The organism is Rothia sp. (in: high G+C Gram-positive bacteria), from assembly GCF_030540545.1.
GTDB lineage: Bacteria > Actinomycetota > Actinomycetes > Actinomycetales > Micrococcaceae > Rothia.
Genome location: NZ_JAUNVZ010000007.1, coordinates 59,297 through 78,747, shown reverse-complemented (window position 1 = coordinate 78,747; position 19,451 = coordinate 59,297). Strand labels below are relative to the sequence as shown.

Here is a 19,451-nt window from a genome sequence, read left to right as displayed (position 1 = left end):
TGATCTTAGTTGTCGTCGTAGACTTTGCGGAGGGTCTTAACCTCCCTGCCGATACGCACCAGTAGAAAGAACGTGCTAAAGCTCAGAATCAGCGCCTGGTAGTATTCGGTATCCTGCTTATTTTCACTGAGCACTTTGGTCACAAACAACCCGAAATTCCACAGGTAGCCGGTGAGCACAAAATGGTAGGGGAGTACGGTGAGCGTGTAACGCAGCGTGGGCCATTTTTTGAGTTTGCTGGCGGCATAGGCCATGCCTTCAACCAGGTAGTAGATAACGCCTAGCAGCAGCCCCAGGCTGAGCATCGCCTGGGTAAAATCAAGTTTGAAATTGATATCGAAGTAGCTGGCGATATCAAGGTAGGTGTCTGCGGCCAGGTAGATCAGGATGATGAAGCTGAGCGTGTGGATGGTGATTTTCACGCTGGGCTTCAAGCCGCTTTTTTCGCTGGTGCCTTCCTGGAGACTCATACGAGGGCGCGCCTCAGGTTCCTGGCACGGGTTTGCCTCGGGGTGCGCGGTGGGTCTCTGTCCGGTTTTCATATCCGGATTCTGGCTATTCTTCACCTCGGGTTGTGTATCGTGGTTCGTGCTGGAAGGTACACTGCTGCTTGTGGATGTCATATGGTTGGATGCCATGTATCTAGTCTAATGCACTCGTCTTTCCCACCCGTTTGGGCGCAAAAAGTAACACTGGGCGCAGAAAAATTGCGCCCGTTATTACTTTTTGCGCCCAAAACGGAGGGAGGTAGGGCAGGAGAGAATACAGGAAGCCGACAAATAGGGTGAGTCAAGCAAGAGGGATAGAGTGCGATACCCTTAAAGGTAGAGAAAACACCGATGGAAGGAATCCCATGCATTTGGCGTCGCTGACCCTGCGCGGCTTCAAGTCATTCGCCTCCGCCACCACCTTCGAATTTAGCTCCGGCATGAACGCCGTGGTCGGCCCCAACGGCTCCGGAAAATCCAATATCCTGGACGCGCTCGCCTGGGTCATGGGCTCCCAAACCCCCAAGGACCTGCGCGGCGCGAATATGCAGGACGTGATCTTCTCCGGCTCCGGTGCGCAGGACGGCAAAGCGCAGCTCGGACGCGCCAAAGTCACCCTCACCTTCGACAATAGCGACGGTACCCTGAGCGTACCCACCCCGCTGGTGTCCATCTCCCGCACCATGTTTCGCGCCGGTGGTAGCGAATACGATATTAATGGTCAGAGCGCGCGCCTGAGCGATATTCACGACCTGCTGGCTGAAGCCGGTCTGGGCACCGACCTGCACGTGCTGGTCGGGCAGGGACGCCTGGACTCGGTGCTGCACGCCAGCTCCTCCCAGCGCCGCGACATTATTGAACAGGCAGCCGGCATTGAGAAATACCGTCGCCGCCAGTCCAAAACCGAACGTAAACTTGCCGATTTGGGTGCGAATCTCACTCGCCTGAACGATGTTGCCGCGGAGCTTTCTCACCAGCTAGAGCCCCTGGGGGAGCAGGCGGAGGCGGCTTCGCGCGCCCGCGAGCTGCAGGCCCGTATTCGTCAGGTGCGCAGCATGATTGCCGTGCGTGAGGCTCAAGAGATTAATGAGCGCCTGGAAGATAATGCGCGGGCTCGTGCGCGTGAAGAAGAGCTGCTAAACGAGCGTACCGCAGCCGCAACCCAGCATGCCGAAGAGGTTGCCCAGCGCGCAACCCAGCGTGAAGAGCTTAGCCAGCGGGCGCAGAGTATGCTTGGCGCCTTCTCCCAGATTCAGCAGGCGCTCACCCGCGTGCGCAGTGCAGCAACTATCGCCCGTCATCAGCAGGCTGGCGGCGCTGAAGATATTGTGCCCTTTGAGCAGGAGCTGGAGAGCGTTACCGCGCGTATGCGTGAAGAGGAGCACCAGCTGGATCTTGCCACGGTGCGCCTGGAAGCTAGCCAACGCGCCCGCGAGGTGATTGAAGCGAATCTGGTGCAGACCCAGCAGCTGCTGGATGAATCCCGCCTCATGGCTGAGAACCTGGAGCAGGATGTTCAGCGTGCGCGTGATGAGCGCCTGGAAAATACCGAGCAGGTTGCTCTGAGCCGTGCTGCACTGGAGCGCGCGAGTGAAGCCCTGACTGAAGCTCAGAAGGAGCTGGAGAGTCGTACTTCAAGTGCTCAGCAGCTTGAATCTGAGCATGTGCAGGCACTGGCAGCTGTGGAAACCGCGCAGGCTCATGAGCAGAGCCACACCCAGGCGGTGGCAGTGGCGCGCGTAAATCGTGAAGAGGCTGACAAAGCGCGCGATGCTGCTCGAGAAGAATCCGCTCGTGCTTCTCAGGCTGCTGCTGTAGTTGCTGAGCGTGTTCAGGCTTTGTCTCTGATGGTTTCTGAGTCCTTGGGCGATTCTGAGGACAAAGATTCTGTGCTACGTATTGCCCGGGTGATTGAGCCTGCCCAGGGCTGGGATCGTGCCCTATCTCAGCTGCTGGGTTCTTCTGTGCGCGCTAAGATTTCGAGTGAGTATAAGCCGAGTCTCAATGGTGCATCGAGCGTATCTGAGCCTGTAGAAAGTACTCTCTATTCTTCGCCCCTGAGTCTTTCTAGCCAGGGTAGCGACTACGATAAAAACCTTAATGTTGCATTGCGTCAGAATCTTAAACCCGGAAGTCTCATGGCTGCTGATGCCCTGAGTATCTCGGAGACCCAGGAGTTGAGCGAGAGCGAACGGAACGTCCTCGAAACTGCCCTTGCAGAACTATGCTCCGCCGTGGTCTTTATCTCGGCGGGGGATAGCGCCGCCGCCTATTCTGCCCTGGAGGCGGGTGCTCGGTGCGCTATTGATTCTCGTGGTTTCGCCTATTTCCGTTCGCTGGTGCTTGCCCCCGAGTCCGGCAATAATACGCTGGTGGTTGCCCAGCAGCTGCGTGAAGCGCGGGCTTTGGCTCAATCGGCGGATACAAAAGCTCAGCAGAGTGCGGCAAGCTATCAGCACAGGAATACTGAGTACGATCAGGCTCGTGAGCGTGAGCGTGCGCTTTCCCGTGTGCTGGGTGAGTCCCAGGCTGAACTGGCTCAGGCACGTGTGGCTCTTGAATCGGTATTGGTGCGTATGAAGAGTGCCGGTACCGAGATTGAGCGCGCTCGTGAACGCTTTGAGGGTGCTAAGAGCCGTTTGGAGATTGCCCGAGTAGAGTATGATCAGCAACTTGCTGAGCTTGAAAAGAGTGAGGAAAATCTGGAGCGTGCTCTGCAGGCGCTGGCTGCGGATACACATAAGAGTGAATCGAGTAACTCAGATGCAGATAACGATCAAAATAGCTCCGAATTTATTCCGGAAAGCCTACCCGAACGTATTAGTCGCCTGAATAAACAGGTTGAAAAATATACCGCTGAATTAGCTGAGGCACGGCAAACGTGGGTGCGCGCCGAAAGCGCTCGTGAACTCATTCTGGGTACCCTGCAGCGCACCTATGAAGAACACGGCCGCGCAAGCTTCCAGCTGGAGCAGGCAAAAGAGCGCCGGAACAGCCTGGCAGCGCGCGCCGCACGAGCTGTATCCGTGCAGAAGTGCGCCTCCGCCCTGGCAGAGAAGCTTAGCGAAGCTCTTGCGCAGGCAGAAAGCGAGCGTACCCGGGCGCAATCTGAGCTAGCGGCTCATCGTGAGCACCAGAGCGCCGATGAGCAGAATACTCGTGCTATGGCAGTAGCGGTTGAAGCATCCCAGGCGCTGCTTGCTTCTCTGGAGATGGAACGGACCCGCACGGAATCCTCCCTGGAGTCCCTGCAGGAGCGCACCCTGACCCACACTGGCGACAGCCTGGAAACCCTCGCCGCAGCCTACCCGGTAGAAGAGGATGAAGACCGTGCTGAGGTTCGCACAGCCCTGACTGCGCGCCTGAACGCAACCCAGAAGGACCTTGAGAAGCTGGGCGTCACCAACCCCCTGGCTCTCCAAGAATACGAGGCTCTGCAGGAGCGCTATAGCTATCTGAGCCGCCAGATTGCCGATGTGCAATCCAGCCGTGAGGATCTGCGCACCGTCATGGACGAGGTTACCGCCCGTATGGGCGAGGCTTTTATGCAGGCCTTTGAGGATATTAACGGTCACTATCAGCGCATTATTGGGGTGCTCTTTCCCGGCGGCGAGGGCAGCCTGAGCCTGAGCGACCCGCAGGATGTGCTCGGTAGCGGCGTGGAGATTAGCGTGCGCCCGGCAGGTAAGAAGGTCAAGCGCCTCTCCCTGCTGTCGGGTGGCGAGCGTTCCCTGGCGTCCCTGGCGCTGCTGATTGCGATTTTCATGGCGCGTCCCTCGCCCTTCTACGCCTTGGATGAGGTCGAAGCGGCTCTGGACGATAGGAACCTGGGGCGCCTGCTGCAGGTGCTGGAAGAGCTCAGTGAATCCTCGCAGCTGCTGATGATTACCCACCAGCAGCGCACCATGGAACGCGCGGATGTGCTCTACGGTATTTCCATGCGCGATGGTGTCTCGGCGGTGATTTCTCAGGATATGCAGCAGCTGCGCGAGCTACTGGATTAAGACACCTGGAGCTGGCCTAGAGCCTCAGAGCGCGTGAACATAGAGTAAAGCCCTCCGGCTCCCCAAGACGCGGGGAAGCGGAGGGCTTTGCTCTGAGAAATTAGCGACCGGTGTAGCCTTCTTCAGCCAGTTCCGGATCGAACTTCGGCTTGACCCAGGGCAGCCAGCCCAGGGAAGCCAGTAGCAGCACTGCAGAGCAGAGCATAAAGGCGGGCATAAAGCCGAAGGCGTCCGCCACCAGACCGGCAAAGAGTGGGCCGAGAATCAGACCCAGATCTGCGCTCATCTGGTAGATCGCCAGCACGCGGCCACCATCGCGCTGAGTACCGATAACATCCGATACGGCTGCTTGCAGGGAGGGACCCATGACTGCAGCGCCCACGCCCAGGAATACGGCGGCGGTAATAAAGACCCAGATAATATGTACAACACCCATGAGCGCCGTGACGGCTGCCGCCATGAGCAGACCGATAAAGAGCAGAATGCGGCGACCCACTTTATCTGACAGAGAACCGGAGAGGCTCTGAGTAATGGCATTGCCCAGGGCGTAGGCGGTCATAGCGGTGGATGCCAGGACAGTACCACCGGCAATATTATTCGGGTCACTTGCCAGAACCAGGGAGGCAGCCAGCAGAGGAATCAGCGAAGACTGCACGCCGAAAATCGCCCAACCATTAGCAAAACTGGTCACCAGAGCCGAACGGTAATTGCCAAAAGTCATTGCCTGCTTGAAGGTCATGGACTCCTGGACGGGCTTGGGCTCGGTCGTCTCAGCAGTACCAGCAGCAGCGTGCTCAGTACCATCCATCGCATCACGCTCACGCTCCAGCTCGGCGGTCGAGGGCATCATAAACCACACAATCGCACCGGCAATGATCAGCGCCACACCGTAAATCACAAAGGGCAGGCGCATACCAAAGGGCGAGAGAAGACCGCCCAACACCGGCCCCAGAATATTACCGAGCATAAAAGCGGTAGCGTACAGACCCGAAATCCGGCCGCGCATATGGGCGGGGGAGAGGCGCACCAGCAGACCCATGGCCGAGACGGTAAACATCACCGAACCGATACCGGCAAAAGCACGGGATGCCAGCAGCACCCAATAATCCCAGGCAATAGCATTAATAAAGGAAGAGATCGCCACAATGAGCATGCCCAGGGTGTAAATGGGGCGCTCGCCGTAGCGGCTAATAAGCTGGCCGCTGGTGGGCGCAAAAAGCAGGCGGGTGAGTGCCAGCGCCGAGACCACCATGGTGGTTGCCGCGACACCCACATCGAAACTACGGGCGTAGCTGGGCAGCACGGGTGCCACCAGGCCGTAACCCAGGGCGATCATAAAGGAAGCGGCAATGAGCACCCACAGGCCGGTGGGAATGCGCTGTTTAGTTTTTGCCGACGGCTCTTGCTTCCCCTGCTGACCCGGCTGAGACGCGGGGCGGGTATAGACCCTCTTTGCACCCAACTCATTTTCAATGGTGGTGCTCGCCAGGGCGTCCGCGCCGGGGGTGATAAGGGGAATAGCACCTGTGGCGGTGCTGGGGTGTTTGTCCTGACTCATAAATTATGGTTCTTCTGCGAGTAGTGAATAATCTTCTATCTAATAGTGAACTTATCAAGTCTACTCTTTTCGCCTGCATTGTGCGTGCTTCTCGCTGTGCCCGCGGTGAACACGCTAAGCTAGAAGGGTGGATACTACGTTGTTAATTATTTGTGCCTGCGTTTTAGGCGTGGGTGTGCTGGCGGGCTTGATTATCGCCTTTGTGCGCAAGCCCAAGGCACCGCGCGGGGGATATGCCTCCACCCGTGATGAAAATGACCTGCCGGAGGGCGAAAGCACAGAGGAAGAGAGCGGGCAGAAGGCGCCTTCCCTGGATGTGCCCGCCCCGACCGCCGGTCGCCTGGTACGTTTGCGTGCCCGCCTGGCTCGCTCGAACTCTATGCTCGGCAAGGGCCTGCTGGCGCTGCTCTCCCGCGATAAGATTGACCAGGACACCTGGGATGAGATTGAAGAAACCCTGCTGCTGGCTGATCTGGGATCCGAGCCGACCACTCGCCTGGTTGAGGCTCTGCAGCAGCGCGTGCGCGTTGAAGGTACCGAGGACCCGGTAGCGGTCAAGCGCATGCTGTGTGAAGAGCTGCTCAAGATTATTCGCCCCGAAATGGACCGCTCCCTGGCAACCGAAGGCGCCGACGGCAATCCCGGCGTGGTGCTGGTGGTGGGCGTGAACGGCGTGGGTAAGACCACCACCGTGGGTAAGATTGCCCGCGTTATGGTCGCTGACGGTCACACCCTCATGCTCGGTGCAGCCGATACCTTCCGCGCTGCTGCCGCTGAGCAGCTAACCACCTGGGGCGATCGCGTGGGCGTGCGCACCGTGCGCAGCGAGAAGGAAGGCGCTGACCCTGCCTCTGTCGCCTATGATGCTGTGACTACCGGTCGCGCCGAGGGCGTGGAGACCGTGCTGGTTGATACCGCCGGCCGTCTGCAGAATAAGGCGGGTCTGATGGATCAGCTGGGCAAGATTAAGCGCGTGATCGAGAAGGAAATGCCGGTCACCGAGGTGCTGCTGGTTATTGACGCCACCACCGGTCAGAACGGCATGATTCAGGCGAAGGTCTTCAGCGAGATTGTGGACGTCACCGGTATTGTGCTCACTAAGCTGGACGGCACCGCAAAGGGCGGCATTATTGTTGCCATTCAGGAAGAGCTGAACGTGCCGGTCAAACTGGTTGGTCTGGGCGAAGGGCCGGATGACCTGGCTCCCTTTGAGCCGGAGAGCTTCGTGGACGCTCTGCTGGACTAAAGCTAAAAGCCATATACCCGGGGTTATACCCTGTATGTGATACGAGGCGCTCGCTGGTTCTCTTTATATAGAGAGGATCGGCGAGCGCCTTTGGTGTATTCGGGGTTAGTGCTCTCTAAGGTGCCGGTTTAGCCCTGTATGTTCGCGGTAAGTGCATGATGAAGAGCACTATATCCTTGAAAAAGTTGGTCATAATCTAACAATTTCATAAAATTTGCCTCAAAAATACGGGTTGCACTTGAAAAACGCACAGGAAAACGTAAGGATAGTCTAATAAGGCATACAGCTATGTCTAAAATAGCGCCCGAAGACACCAAGCGGTGCCAACAGGCGCACCCATACGTTCATCCGAAAGGACACCCTTCCATGATCACTTCCGGCAAGGCGTTCAAGAGCCTGGCTATCGGTGCACTGGCACTCTCCCTCTCCGGTGTAGCAACCGTCCCCGCAACCTTCGCGGCAGACGCAACCGCACCCGCAGCATCCACCACCGTACGTAACCTGGATGCAAGCGCAACCAAGGCAAAGATCACCCAGGGTCTGCCCGGTCAGTTCCAGGTCAGCTACTCTGCAAAGAACCACAAGGTGTGGATTGCAGGCACCTCCAACAACCAGGCGTCCACCATTGCCCGCGCAGACGCTAACTCCCTGAAGATCGAAGCAGTAGCCGCCCTGCCCACCAACACCGTTGACGGCGTGTCCTCCTTCGCAGCAGCCTACGGCATCTACGTGGATGACGCATCCAACACCGTATGGGTTACCAACACCCGCGACAATACCGTCGCCGCATACGACCAGGACACCATGGAAATCGTATGGTCCACCCTGGGCGCTAAGGAAGGCGACTCCAACTGGATCGAACACCCCCGCGAAGTACTCGTCGACAATGCAAGCGGCAAGGTCTTCGTCACCGGTCGTTTCTACATCTCCGCAATCGACCCGAAGAACAACACTGTTGAGAAGATCCAGCTCGAAGGCGCACCCGATGGCGGTACCCGCTACATCAGCATGAACATCTTCGTGCAGGACGGCAAGCTCTACGTACCCGAGCGCACCGGCGGCAAGCTGTTCATCATCGACACCAAGACCTTCAAGGTAGAGAAGACCATCCAGGTGCACGCTGACACCGAGGGCACCGAAGTGCGCCCCTCCGACGTGGCGGTAGACAAGTCCCTGAACGAAATCTACGTCTCCTCCCAGGGTGTTAAGGGCGTCAACTCCGGCGTGACCGTCTACGACGCAACCACCGGCGCATACAAGGCATCCATCCCCTTCGGCACCCAGGCGCTCTCTCTGGTTCACGACGAAGACCGCGACCTGGTCTACGTTACCGACTTCGGCACCGGTAAGGTCGGCGTATTCGACGGCCGCAGCGACAAGCTCATCGGTGAAGTCGCCATGAATGGTGCCAAGGCAAACGACCTGGTACTGGACAAGAACGGCGCAATCATCGCCGTTGATAAGGTAGACCTCGAGGGCGCAGCAGCCGTACCCTACGTACTGGACTACAAGACCAACAGCATCTCCACCTCCTCCACCGTGACCCTGCCCCCCAGCAAGGACCGTCAGGGCAATGACGTGCCCGAGAAGCAGGTAGAGCTGCACGCGAACTCCATCCTGAAGTTCAAGGCAGAGGTCAAGGAATCCTCCACCGGTACCGTCGAGAACACCCAGATTACCCCCAAGCGCGTTGAGTTCCAGGGCTACCCCGAGGATGCAACCGACACCGTCGTGTTCCACCCCCAGCTGTCCTTCGAAGAGACCAGCTTCACCAAGGGTGAAGCAATGACCATTAAGGTCTCCGGCAAGAACTACCTTGGCGAAGGCGCAGAGCACGGCGTGTACGTCTTCATCCTGCCCAAGGGTGCATGGGAGCCCGGTCAGGAAATGACTCCCGAACTGCTCAAGACCGTACAGGGCGCAGCAGCAATTACCTGGGTTAAGGCAGAGCAGATCAAGGACGGCGAGTTCTCCACCACTCTGGAGATCCCCGCAGAGAAGTCCCTGGCAGACGGTGAATACATCATCGGTACCATGGCAGCACACCGCCTGGCACTGACCGACCGCTCCATGGATGCCGCTGCTATTGCACAGGTGGTCGCTAAGGATAAGGCAACCCCGACCCCTAGCGCTGATGCATCCGCATCCGCAACCCCCTCGGCGTCTGCAAGCGCCTCCGCAAGTGCAGAAGCATCCGCTTCCGCAAGCCAGAGCGCAGCAGTAGTCAAGGACAACACCAAGGGTTCCAACGACAAGAACGGCTTCACCGTCTCCCAGAGCAACGACGGTAAGAAGACCACTACCGAGGCAAAGACCACCTCGTCTAACGGCTCCACCGCTACCACTTCTACCTCCAATGGTACGAAGCTGGCATCCACCGGTGCAGACGTTGCCCTCTACGCTGGTATTGGTGCGCTGGCACTGCTGGCAGGTGCAGCACTGGTTGTAGCACGTCGCCGCAAGGCATAACTCAGTCTTCTGGGACTGAGCGAGTCATAGGCTATAGGGTCTATTGGCTATAGAAAAGTCGGTGTGTATCAGAACTACGTATCTGATACACACCGACTTTTCTATTGCACTCATATCTGAATCAATCCGGCAAGGCTGTGGTCCTCTATCCGGCAAGGCTGTGGCTATACAATGGCTTGAGTTTCTGAGTTTGGGGAGCTATCCGAGGAAAAGGCGCTCGCGCACGACCTGTGCCCTCGCGCTGGGGCGAATGCCCAGCTATGAGCGCTCAACCTTTTTCTCTTCCTGCTCCGACCCTCTGGATGGCTGGGTTCTTTATTTTTTACTTGCTTTTGATTCAAGAACCGTGGCCTAGTCGCAGAAAAACTCTGCTCTCGTCTCAGAACTCAGAAACGCAACCACGGAGTAAGAGGAGATCAATAGTTCGACTAGGCTCAGAGCGACACTAGAGTAAGTGTAATTCAAAACACTCTATTTCGATTTGCGTTGAGAAAATAGTGCCTGTATAGTTATATGTGTTGCCGAGGAAAGCAGTGAAAACTGAAAGAATCGAAAACATATGGCCCCATCGTATAGCGGCCTAGTACTCCGCCCTCTCACGGCGGCAACACCGGTTCAAATCCGGTTGGGGTCACTAGGATAAACCTCCAGTCAAAAGACTGGAGGTTTTTTCATGCCCATTTTATGTACTCTTGGAGTATATCGATAGATAAAGCTCGACAGACATAAGAAAATGCCCCGGATACTTGTTCCGGGGCATTTTAGTGCCAGCCTTTATTCAGCTGCGGTCGACTCCGCAGCAGCTGCCTCAGTGGCCTCAGCCGCGGCAGCGGTATTCTCTGCAGCGGGCGCCTCCGAAGAAGCAACAGCCGAGGCGGAAACGCTCGGAGCGGCAGAAGCGGAACCCGGAGTGCGTCGCACCATACGCCAGTTGCCCTCAACATAGTGAGCTACAATCTGACCCTTGACAACACCGGTGGGCGCATTTAGGGACTCGGTCAGAGGCTTGGAACGGCGGCCTTCCTTGTACCAGATCGCGGAATCCTTGTTAACTGCCATGTCCATGGACCAGGTGAAAATCTCGCCGTCCTGCTTGGGGTGGTCCTCCGTCAAAGTGCCGCGCAGGGGGCGTGCCGGACCGGTCACCCAACCAATATTACCGTCGTAAATCAGCTGGAAACCTTCAATAGTGGAGGTGTAATCACCGGTGTGGTCAATATTGCTAAAAAGGGTGCCGTTGCCGGTGAGCATCAGGTAGTTCAGGGTCTCAACCCAGTAGGCGGCAAAAGCCTTCAAACCCTCCGGGCTGTTTTCACGCAGCTTAGCGGGCTCATTCGGCATGGGAACATTATTCGCCTTGTGCTCCTCATTGCCCGCTTCAAAGGCGCCCGGCTCGCTGAAGGAATCAACAGCCAGCTCACCCTTCAGGCTCGGGCCAGCCGGAGTGGTAGCGCTGGGGGTAACCGAAGCACTGGTTGCTTCCGCATTCGGGGACGCCGAAGCGGATGCGTTAGTCGTGGTGCTCTCAGCAGCCGGCTCGGAGTTGGAGCCACATGCTGCCAGCAGGGTTGCGGCGATGCCGGTGCCGCCCAAAGTCAGGGCTCGGCGTCGGTTCAGAATGGTCATTACTGTCCTTCATCTGGGCGGTTGGGTTTTCTTTCAAATCCAGCGTACCGCACGCGTGGGGGCGGGGAGAACCCAATCCTAAAGTATTACTGAAGTTTTTGGGCGTGCGGGCGTGAAATCCGCTACTCTGCGCGCACCGTGCCACGGCATTATGCACTACCGGATAAACATCACTGCTAGAAAACACGGAGCAGGGGAGAAATAGCTCCCCGGCTCCGTATCTATCTATCAACCCTTTAGAGTTGCATACACCTACTTCAGCAGGTGTGCGTAGCCCTTGCGAACCTTGGCAACCTTGGGACTGACCACAAAGGTGCAATATCCCTGCGCCGGGTTCTGCGCGTAGAAGTCTTGGTGATATTCTTCCGCACGGTAGAACTCACCTAGCGGCTTGATTTCCGTAACAATGGGCGTCTCGAACATTGCCTGCGCGCGTTCCTTGGCAGTCTCAAAAAGAGTGCGTTCTTCCTCTGTCGTGTATAGCATGACGGAACGGTACTGGCTGCCGGTGTCTGCACCCTGACGGTCCCAGCTGGTCGGATCATGTGAGGTGAAGAAAATATCCAGCACTGCCTCGGGGCTAATAATCTTGGGGTCAAAATCCACGCGTACCACTTCGTGGTGACCGGTTTGACCGCTGCACACAGAACGATAGTCTGGGTTGGGCATGTCGCCACCACTATAGCCGCTCACGCAATCCTGCACACCGCGCAGCTGACGGTAGACCGCATCCAGGCACCAGAAACATCCGCCGCCGAGTACGAAACTTTGAGTAGCCATGTTTATCCTTTCGCTGATGTACTGCTAAGGCAACGCCGGGCGGGGGAATATTATTCCGCAAAACGCCGTGTCGTTCTCTTCTAGAAGAATGAGGCGGTGCCGTGCGACAATAGTGCCATGGCAGAGCAGAATACTCTTAAAACTCCCACTCTTGAGCAGGTCGTTCGAGCTTTTCACGATCTTTACCCGCCGACTCTTCAAGCTGGCTGGGATAAGTCCGGGCTGATTGCTGGACGCGCGCAGGCTCCCGTGGAGCGCATTCTTTTTGCTGTGGATGCGCTGGACGCTACCGCACGCGAGGCGGTGGATTATGATGCCGGGCTGATGATTACGCACCACCCGCTGCTGCTGCGCGGGGTGTCTTTTCTGCCTGATACGGACTATAAGGGCAGTGTGCTGCACACTCTGATTGGCGGTGCCTGCGGTCTGTTGGCGGCGCACACCAATGTGGATTCTGCGGTGGACGGCACCAATGATTTGCTCTGTGAGGTGCTGGGACTGGTGGATTGTGTACCCCTGGCTGAGCCTCAGGTGCAGGTACGTGATGGCGTGGAATATCAGGTTGGTACCGGTCGTGTGGGTCGTCTGGAGCAGCCTACTACGCTGCGAGAGCTTGCTCAGCGTCTTGCTCAAGCCTTGCCGGGTGTTGCTGCACCCTTGCGTGTGGCGGGTCGTGCTGATCAGATGATTGAGCGTGTGGCGTTGTGCAGCGGTTCCGGTGATTCTCTCTTTGATGCGGTGCGCGCTGCACATGTGGATGTGTATATTACCGCGGATCTGCGTCACCATCCGGCGAGTGAATTCCGTGAGGGCGAGCGTGCCGCGGGGCGCGAGTGTGCCCTGATTGATTGCTCCCATGCAGCCAGTGAATCTCTGTGGATGCAGCGTGCGGGTGAGCGGGTTCAGGCTCTGCTTGCTGAGCGCGGCTATGCCGTGGAGTTTAGGGTCTCTGAGCTAAATACCGACCCCTGGGACTTCACGGTGGATACTGCTGAGACTGATGGCTCTGCTTCGACTCTCCGGTAGGTTCCCGTTAGCTCACCTTCGCGGGTTATTTCCGCAGGTCAGGGCTGTATTTCTGATACACTAATAGTAATCTTGAGACTGTCGCACTCACAGTCTTCGAATTCTAGAAGGAACTCACTCATGGTTAATATTGTCTCCCGCTATGTGATTGGCTTGGAAGGTGCGAACCGCTTTGACCAGTTCTTCGCCGTACCCTATGCCAAGGACTTTAAGCGTTTCTGGGGCTTTGATGCTCGTCAGGGCTATGACCCCGGTCTTTTTGATGTGGCTCATTTTGAAGAGCATTATGGGCGTCCTCCCAGAAATGCAGAAGTGGGTTGCGCCTGGAGCCATCTGAATGTGTACAAGAAGTTCTTGGAAGAATCTACGAACGATGATGACATTCTAATCGTTGCTGAAGATGATGCCTTGATTGACGCGGATATTGATGGCATCACCCTAAAAATTTTTTCAATGTATCCCACCTTGGGGGTTGTTGTTTTGGGTGATGGGGTCTCTATGAAGGCTCATAAACAGAATCCGTATGTTCCGTATTCTCAGATTTCCCTTCTATCGAAATTTGTTGATGGTCGTCACCGTGTTGGTCCTTACGCGGGACGATTGACCGCGGCAGGCTTATATGCAATGACTCGTAAGTCAGCCCAGCAAATTATCGACTTCTTGGAAGGGCATAATGGCGTCCCATACTGGGTAGCTGATGAATGGGGTATGTATCAAAAAGACTGTGGAATTTTGGTGTATGCTTTGCGACCAGGAATCTGTGGATGGGTTGGTAGTTCCACGATTGAAGAAACAGGTGAAGCCTGGGCGCAATTCTCATATACCATAAATGAGGGTGGTAATCGCTCTATGCTAGATAAGGTTAGAATCTTTTTAGCTCCTCGTGCGCGATGGGCAAACTTTAAAACTGCTGTCGAGGCCACAAAAAATCATCTTTTGAAGTAAATATATTTTGAGGCGTTACGATGTTTAAATATGTTATTGGTCTTAAAGATTCAAATCGCTTTGATAAGTTCTTCTCTGCGGAGGGTGCACAAGGTTTTAAACGCTTCTATGGATTAGACGCCCGTGGTGGATACGATGTAAATATTTATGATAAGACTCGCTTTGAAGCGATTATGCTTCGTGAGCCTGCTAATGCAGAGGTGGGATGCACCTGGAGTCATCTTAATGTGTATCGTCAATTTTTATCTGAGTCTACTGATGATCAGGATATTCTGATCGTTGCGGAAGATGATGCCCTGATTGATGCAGATATTGACTCTATAGTTCAGAAAATTTTCTCGAAGTATCCTCAGCTGGGTGCTGTAGTTCTTTCGGATGGATTCGCATGGGAATCTCATACACAGAACCCGTACTTCGTATATTCGAGGATTTCTCTTCTCTCTCGTTTTATTGATAGTAAGCACCGTGTAGGACCTGCTGCTGGCTCTCTCTCGTCGACTGGGCTGTACGCAATTAGTCGATCTGCTGCCGCTAAGATCGTCGAGCTGGCAGAATCGAACGGGAATCGTCCGTATTGGGTAGCTGATGCATGGGACTTCTTTGAACAGACCTGCGGCTTCCGTGTGTATGCTCTTCGTCCCGGTTTGTGCAATTGGGTAGGTGATTCACTTATCAGCGATGGAGGAGAGCCTATGTACAAGGTAATTCAGAAGTTAAATAGCGTTCCTAAGAACTTTGTTGATAAGCTCCGTATTGTGGCTGCCCCTCGCTCACGCAGGGGCAACTTTAAGAATACCTTGGAAGCAACTAAGAAGCATCTGAAGCAGATGTGCGCTCGCTAAGGTGTAATACCTATAAGCAAAGGGTGTGTGGGTATTGGTGATTAAACCAATATCCACACACCCTTTTACCGTATCATTGGGGGATTTAGCCTCGAATATCCTCAAAAATATAGGCGTCCAGACGCATCAAAAAGGCGGCAGTCTCCGCACGAGTCAGCGCACGATGCGGGTAGAAACGGGAACCCTCCGTGCTGAGCTGAGGCACCAGATTATAGTGTGCCGCCCAATCAATCTCGCGGAAGAAAGAAGAGCCGCTGGGGACATCCTTAAAATAGGGCCCGCCCGAAACATAGTGCGCATGACCGCTAAAACGATACATAAAGGCCGCCATCGTTGCGTGACCTGCCTGTGCATCCGCATGGTACTTACCGTCAGACCAGCCTCGACTCAAGCCCTGATCGCTGGCCCAAATAATCGCCGCGTAGTTCGGGTGATTCGGGCTAATATCCTCAAAGGGCGAGGTTTCGGGCAGATACACCTCGGGAGAACCCGCCAAACGGTAGAAGTACTCGGTCAGCTCACCGCGGCTCACACGCTTGGACGCGAACTCTTCCGACGTGTCGGAGACAATACCGCGCTCAGCAGCCCACGCCAGCTCAAGAGAATAGCGCTCGGACTGAGGAGTGTCAGCCTTAAAACCGGCTCGGACCGGCAATTGTACATGGGAGATAGCCGGGGTACCCTCACGATCCTGGGTTTCAAGCACCACCGTGTACACCTTGGCGCCGTCAATGGTGTGGTTGAGGGCAATCTCCTGCTCATAGGTGTGCTGGCGAACATTATACCCCTGAGCATCTTTTTTCAGGATCAGTACGCCCTCGCGCGGATCAACGCCGGCATCATGCTCGTACACGCTAAAGACCATAGCTCGAGGCTTACCGGAGAAAGCGTCTTCATACTCAAGAGAAATTAGGTTATAGCTGGTGCCGGCAATGAGCGCACCGTGACGCGCCACCGCCAGAGCAATACGCTCGCTATCGTCAATGGGTGCTGCTTCACGCGCTGCATCCTCCGTACCGGTTTCTTCGGTAGAATCCTCGGCTATCAAGGGAAAAGCCGGGGTTTCTTCAAGAGCCTCAGATATGGGAGAAGGCGCAGCCTGTGCGCTCTCCGCAGCGGGGATATGCGCGGCGGGAGGTGCCTGTACTGCTCGGGTGTCTAGCTCGGGGCTCGCTACTTCTTGCGCTGCGGATACCTGAACTTCGGGTGCAGGGGTATTAGGGGCAGCATCTGCGGGAGCTGCCAGAGCGGGAAGCGAGGGGCTGAGCATTGCACCCAGGCTAAGCGCGGTCAGGGCGGTGCGTGCGCTGGTGGAGTGGGCCATGGTGACCTTTCGTCATATGGGTATGTGTATATGAGGGGAACGTACATCACTGGAAACCAGTGCGACAGCGTACGCGTGCAGAGAATCTGCAGAAGCGAGTGAGATTCTGCCCGGTCTCTTCTGAGCGTGAAAAGACCGGGCAGAAAAAGCTGAGGGGTTATCGGATATTAGCCGAAAATATGACCCAGGAAACCAATAAAACCCTTGATGACCTTACCCACAAGAGAGGTAAAGAAATCCCAGCCGGAGGTGGAATCCTGACCGACCGGCTGCTGAGTCTGCGCGGGCTCGGGTGCAGGGGTCGGATTCTCGGTGACCACCGGAGCGGGGATCTCAGTCGGTGCGGGTTCTTCCACGGGGGCGGGCTGCTCGGGCTGAATCGTTTCAGTAGGTTCAGGCGGCTGCACCATGGGGAGGACGCGCATTTGGGAATCTTCTACAGCAGGCAAGATGACGCTATTACCTTGGCCATCGAAAGCTTCAAAAACAAGCTTATACGTATGGGTAGCGGTAATCTGAGTACCGGAGAAGGTAAAGGAATATACCTGTTCCAAACCTTCAAAGGGGGATGTGTTGAACTCGTTAATAGAATGGGTTTCAGAGGCGAGAGTGGCAATAGTGCGTTCCTGGCTCTGCTCGATGAGGGTCACCTTGAGAGAAGCAACCTTTTGTGTGGGGTCATTGAGCATAAGAGTGAAACCGACGTAACCGCCGGTGTCACCTTCAGTCAGAGTGAGACCTGATCCACCACGCAGCCCCATCGAAATAGACTCGGATGCAGAGGAGACGTTGGTACCTGCGGGTGCAGCCTGCGCTGCAACGCTTGCGGGTAGTGCCAGACCTGCTGCCAGAGATACAGCAAGGACGGTACGGGAAAGAGTGGAGTGAGTCATAGTACTCTCCTGATGAAATTATCGGTGGTTAGAATATTAAAGATAAACCGGAAATCTTCATTGTGATAGTATCACGCTGGCAGTCATTCTGTATTGCTTCGACGGCATAATATAGGTGTTATCTCTATCACGTAGTTATCTTAAGTCGGAGAGAGAAATATTGTAGATTTACTCCCGTACCAAGACCGTCAGCTGTGCTGCTTTTCGCGCGGTGGAAGCCTGTAGCTCAACCTCCCAGCCTGCGGCAGTCAAAAACTCTGTCAGTGCCTCGGGAGTGTCGAGCTCAGCCAGCATCGAAGCGCCGTTGCGCACCATAAAACCCGCCAGTAGGCCACGATAATGCTTAGCCATATGGGAAACCACTTTACGGCTACCGTCCTCAAAAACCTTTTCCACGCGCACCGCCACACAGCGTGCCGGGGTAGGCACCCAGGTTTTGGCGTAGACACCCGAACGGCAATCAATCATCAGCTCTTCCCCATAAAGCTCGTTCAGTACGGGGGTGAGGGCGCCCTTCCAGAACTTTGCTATATCTCCCAGCTCGCCGAGTTTCACACCCATGGATAGGCGATAAGCGGGGATGCGGTCCAGGGGAGTAACGGTACCCCACAGGGCTGAGGAAATTAGCAGACTTTCCTGCGCTCGCTGCAGCTGGGCGGTATCCATGCCCGGCATATCCAGGGCTTCAAAAAGCACACCGCTATAGGTTTTATAGGCTTCCTGCGCCGGCTCGCGCAGCAGGTGGGTATTGCGTTCTACTTCTGCCGATAGGGATGCGCCCACTTTGAGCTGCTCCATAGCGTTCGGCTGAGCAGATACTCGCATGAGGGTTTCCAGTACGGTTTCGCGCTCTTCGGTCAGCTCCGGCAGGCTCAGTTCCGCCAGATCCACGGGCACCTCAGATGCGGGTGCGGGGGTTTTACCTTCGGAGGGCGGCAGCAGAATCTTCATGCTCCCATTCTATAGCGTGTGCCCTCCCTCTGCTTTCCTACACGGTTTACCCTGTATACTGGGGAATGTTCAGGTGCGCTGGGCAATCGCGAGATCCTAGAGGTTTCGAGGAAAGTCCGGGCTCCACAGCACAGGATGGTGGATAACGTCCACTCGGGGTAACCCGCAGGCTAGTGCCACAGAAAAGAACCGCCCGCACAATCAGTGACGGGTAAGGGTGAAAAGGTGGGGTAAGAGCCCACCGCGCTTCTGGCGACAGGGGCGGCATCGGTAAACCCCATCCGGAGCAAGGTCAAATAGAGTACGACTGAGGGCAGTGCGTCCAATTATTCGAATCTGAATATCGTGCTCGGGTAGGCTGCTTGAGACGCGCAGCAATGTGCGTTCTAGATAGATGATTGCCTCGGGCGCTCGCTAGAGCGCCTAGACAGAACCCGGCTCATAGGTGCACCTGAACCCCTTAGTTTAAAGATCTATCCCCGCCTCCTAGCGATGTAAGGAAGCGGGGATAGTTTGTATATAACCGGCGCAGTGCACCGGATAATTCTACGGCTTAGAGGAATGCCTTAATATCTTCAATCAGCGGCTCGAGCTGATCGGGGGAGGCATGCTCGCTCTTACCGGTCTTGTAGCATTCGAGCATTTCGGTCACGGCGGGGTTCGGGTCGGTAGCATTCTTACCGATCAGCCATGCGTGCACGGGGCCGCGCAGGGCGACCTTGTGTGCGGTGGAGAGAATGCTGAAGTCAATGCCGCCGCGCAGGTGGTAGACGGGGCGTCCTTCGGTCAGGGCGGGGGTGTAGCTCTTGGCAACCTGCTTGTCCAGGAATGCCTTGGAGTAGGGACCGGTGAAGGAGACTGTGTAGAAGGCGGTCTTGTCCTTCTTCTCGAGCATAATGGGGATGATCTTCTTGCGCAGCTTGGGTGCGCCATTGAGGAATCCACCGTAGTCGCTGCCGCCGACAATAATCGAGTCTGCTGCGCGCGCCTGGTCTTCGGTGACCTCCTGTGCCGAGACGACCTCTACCTCGGGGGCTGCGTCAAGCTGGCGCAGGGCGTCTGCGAGCCAATTGGCGTACTGTTCGGTGCGGCCGTAGCTGGTACCGAAGATAATGAGCACCTTGGGTGCCATAGTGTCCTCCAATGGTGGGTGGGATGCGCGTGCATCGCGCATATATCGGCTTTATTTTCTCATACGGGTAGGGTTTTGTCTGTACTCGCATGAAAATTTGCATCAATTATACAGACTTTTTCCTGTGGGCTCTGAAGGGGTGAAGAATAGAGGGTAATCACCCCGTG

14 protein-coding genes, 1 tRNA gene and 1 other RNA gene are annotated in these 19,451 nt (G+C 56.0%); 8 read left to right on the top strand and 8 right to left on the bottom strand.

The window, feature by feature from the left end:
* Positions 1-5: 5 nt before the first annotated feature.
* The gene (locus Q4P78_RS07095; protein WP_303339664.1) at positions 6-638 is read right to left on the bottom strand and encodes a hypothetical protein; all 633 of its coding nucleotides are present in this window, start codon (positions 636-638) and stop codon (positions 6-8) included.
* A 215-nt stretch (positions 639-853) separates the two neighbouring features.
* Here Q4P78_RS07095 and smc point away from each other — a divergent pair, with 215 nt between their 5' ends.
* Entirely contained in the window at positions 854-4,492 is a 3,639-nt protein-coding gene (gene smc / locus Q4P78_RS07090; protein WP_303339663.1) for a chromosome segregation protein SMC, read from the top strand.
* Between the two features lie 100 nt (positions 4,493-4,592).
* On the opposite strand, the gene Q4P78_RS07085 is transcribed toward smc, so the two are convergent.
* The gene (locus Q4P78_RS07085; protein ID WP_303339662.1) at positions 4,593-6,050 is read right to left on the bottom strand and encodes an MFS transporter; all 1,458 of its coding nucleotides are present in this window, start codon (positions 6,048-6,050) and stop codon (positions 4,593-4,595) included.
* 139 nt (positions 6,051-6,189) lie between these two features.
* Between Q4P78_RS07085 and ftsY the strand changes: the two genes are divergently transcribed.
* The 3 genes from ftsY (at position 6,190) to Q4P78_RS07070 (ending at position 10,399) form a co-directional block, all read left to right on the top strand.
* A complete protein-coding gene (gene ftsY / locus Q4P78_RS07080) occupies positions 6,190-7,296 on the top strand; it encodes a signal recognition particle-docking protein FtsY (protein WP_303339661.1) in 1,107 nt (368 codons plus the stop codon).
* A gap of 366 nt (positions 7,297-7,662) precedes the next feature.
* A complete protein-coding gene (locus Q4P78_RS07075) occupies positions 7,663-9,765 on the top strand; it encodes an LPXTG cell wall anchor domain-containing protein (protein ID WP_303339660.1) in 2,103 nt (700 codons plus the stop codon).
* Positions 9,766-10,326: 561 nt separating this feature from the next.
* Positions 10,327-10,399 (top strand) — tRNA-Glu (locus tag Q4P78_RS07070).
* A 140-nt stretch (positions 10,400-10,539) separates the two neighbouring features.
* Here Q4P78_RS07070 and Q4P78_RS07065 read toward each other — a convergent pair.
* Both Q4P78_RS07065 and msrA read right to left on the bottom strand, forming a co-directional pair.
* Positions 10,540-11,391, bottom strand: a complete 852-nt coding sequence (locus tag Q4P78_RS07065; protein ID WP_303339659.1) for a DUF6318 family protein — start codon at positions 11,389-11,391, stop codon at positions 10,540-10,542.
* 252 nt (positions 11,392-11,643) lie between these two features.
* A complete protein-coding gene (msrA, locus tag Q4P78_RS07060; RefSeq protein WP_303339658.1) occupies positions 11,644-12,171 on the bottom strand; it encodes a peptide-methionine (S)-S-oxide reductase MsrA in 528 nt (175 codons plus the stop codon).
* Between the two features lie 117 nt (positions 12,172-12,288).
* Between msrA and Q4P78_RS07055 the strand changes: the two genes are divergently transcribed.
* The 3 genes from Q4P78_RS07055 (at position 12,289) to Q4P78_RS07045 (ending at position 14,984) form a co-directional block, all read left to right on the top strand.
* Positions 12,289-13,197: a Nif3-like dinuclear metal center hexameric protein gene (locus Q4P78_RS07055; protein ID WP_303339657.1), complete on the top strand. Its 909-nt coding sequence runs from the start codon at positions 12,289-12,291 to the stop codon at positions 13,195-13,197.
* A 120-nt stretch (positions 13,198-13,317) separates the two neighbouring features.
* Positions 13,318-14,142 (top strand): glycosyltransferase family 25 protein, encoded by an 825-nt coding sequence (locus tag Q4P78_RS07050; protein ID WP_303339656.1) that lies wholly within the window; start codon positions 13,318-13,320, stop codon positions 14,140-14,142.
* A 20-nt stretch (positions 14,143-14,162) separates the two neighbouring features.
* Positions 14,163-14,984, top strand: a complete 822-nt coding sequence (locus tag Q4P78_RS07045; protein WP_303339655.1) for a glycosyltransferase family 25 protein — start codon at positions 14,163-14,165, stop codon at positions 14,982-14,984.
* Between the two features lie 85 nt (positions 14,985-15,069).
* On the opposite strand, the gene Q4P78_RS07040 is transcribed toward Q4P78_RS07045, so the two are convergent.
* From Q4P78_RS07040 to Q4P78_RS07030, 3 genes are all read right to left on the bottom strand, one after another.
* Complete coding sequence (locus tag Q4P78_RS07040) at positions 15,070-16,308, bottom strand: S-layer homology domain-containing protein (protein ID WP_303339654.1); 1,239 nt, start codon at positions 16,306-16,308, stop codon at positions 15,070-15,072.
* Between the two features lie 167 nt (positions 16,309-16,475).
* Positions 16,476-17,201 carry a hypothetical protein gene (locus Q4P78_RS07035; RefSeq protein WP_303339653.1) on the bottom strand — a complete coding sequence of 242 codons (726 nt, stop codon included), beginning with the start codon at positions 17,199-17,201 and terminating at the stop codon, positions 16,476-16,478.
* Between the two features lie 168 nt (positions 17,202-17,369).
* Positions 17,370-18,152, bottom strand: a complete 783-nt coding sequence (locus tag Q4P78_RS07030) for a YaaA family protein (protein ID WP_303339652.1) — start codon at positions 18,150-18,152, stop codon at positions 17,370-17,372.
* A 70-nt stretch (positions 18,153-18,222) separates the two neighbouring features.
* Between Q4P78_RS07030 and rnpB the strand changes: the two genes are divergently transcribed.
* Positions 18,223-18,610, top strand: an RNA gene (gene rnpB, locus Q4P78_RS07025) — RNase P RNA component class A.
* Positions 18,611-18,705: 95 nt separating this feature from the next.
* Here the strand turns inward: rnpB and Q4P78_RS07020 are convergent.
* Entirely contained in the window at positions 18,706-19,326 is a 621-nt protein-coding gene (locus tag Q4P78_RS07020) for a flavodoxin domain-containing protein (RefSeq protein WP_303339651.1), read from the bottom strand.
* Between the last annotated feature and the right edge of the window lie 125 nt (positions 19,327-19,451).

Coding starts and splice junctions, on each gene's coding strand:
- Q4P78_RS07095 (WP_303339664.1), bottom strand. CDS start 638: ATGGCATCCAACCATATGACATCCACAAGCAGCAGTGTACCTTCCAGC.
- smc (WP_303339663.1), top strand. CDS start 854: ATGCATTTGGCGTCGCTGACCCTGCGCGGCTTCAAGTCATTCGCCTCC.
- Q4P78_RS07085 (WP_303339662.1), bottom strand. CDS start 6,050: ATGAGTCAGGACAAACACCCCAGCACCGCCACAGGTGCTATTCCCCTT.
- Q4P78_RS07075 (WP_303339660.1), top strand. CDS start 7,663: ATGATCACTTCCGGCAAGGCGTTCAAGAGCCTGGCTATCGGTGCACTG.
- Q4P78_RS07065 (WP_303339659.1), bottom strand. CDS start 11,391: ATGACCATTCTGAACCGACGCCGAGCCCTGACTTTGGGCGGCACCGGC.
- msrA (WP_303339658.1), bottom strand. CDS start 12,171: ATGGCTACTCAAAGTTTCGTACTCGGCGGCGGATGTTTCTGGTGCCTG.
- Q4P78_RS07055 (WP_303339657.1), top strand. CDS start 12,289: ATGGCAGAGCAGAATACTCTTAAAACTCCCACTCTTGAGCAGGTCGTT.
- Q4P78_RS07050 (WP_303339656.1), top strand. CDS start 13,318: ATGGTTAATATTGTCTCCCGCTATGTGATTGGCTTGGAAGGTGCGAAC.
- Q4P78_RS07045 (WP_303339655.1), top strand. CDS start 14,163: ATGTTTAAATATGTTATTGGTCTTAAAGATTCAAATCGCTTTGATAAG.
- Q4P78_RS07040 (WP_303339654.1), bottom strand. CDS start 16,308: ATGGCCCACTCCACCAGCGCACGCACCGCCCTGACCGCGCTTAGCCTG.
- Q4P78_RS07035 (WP_303339653.1), bottom strand. CDS start 17,201: ATGACTCACTCCACTCTTTCCCGTACCGTCCTTGCTGTATCTCTGGCA.
- Q4P78_RS07030 (WP_303339652.1), bottom strand. CDS start 18,152: ATGAAGATTCTGCTGCCGCCCTCCGAAGGTAAAACCCCCGCACCCGCA.
- Q4P78_RS07020 (WP_303339651.1), bottom strand. CDS start 19,326: ATGCGCGATGCACGCGCATCCCACCCACCATTGGAGGACACTATGGCA.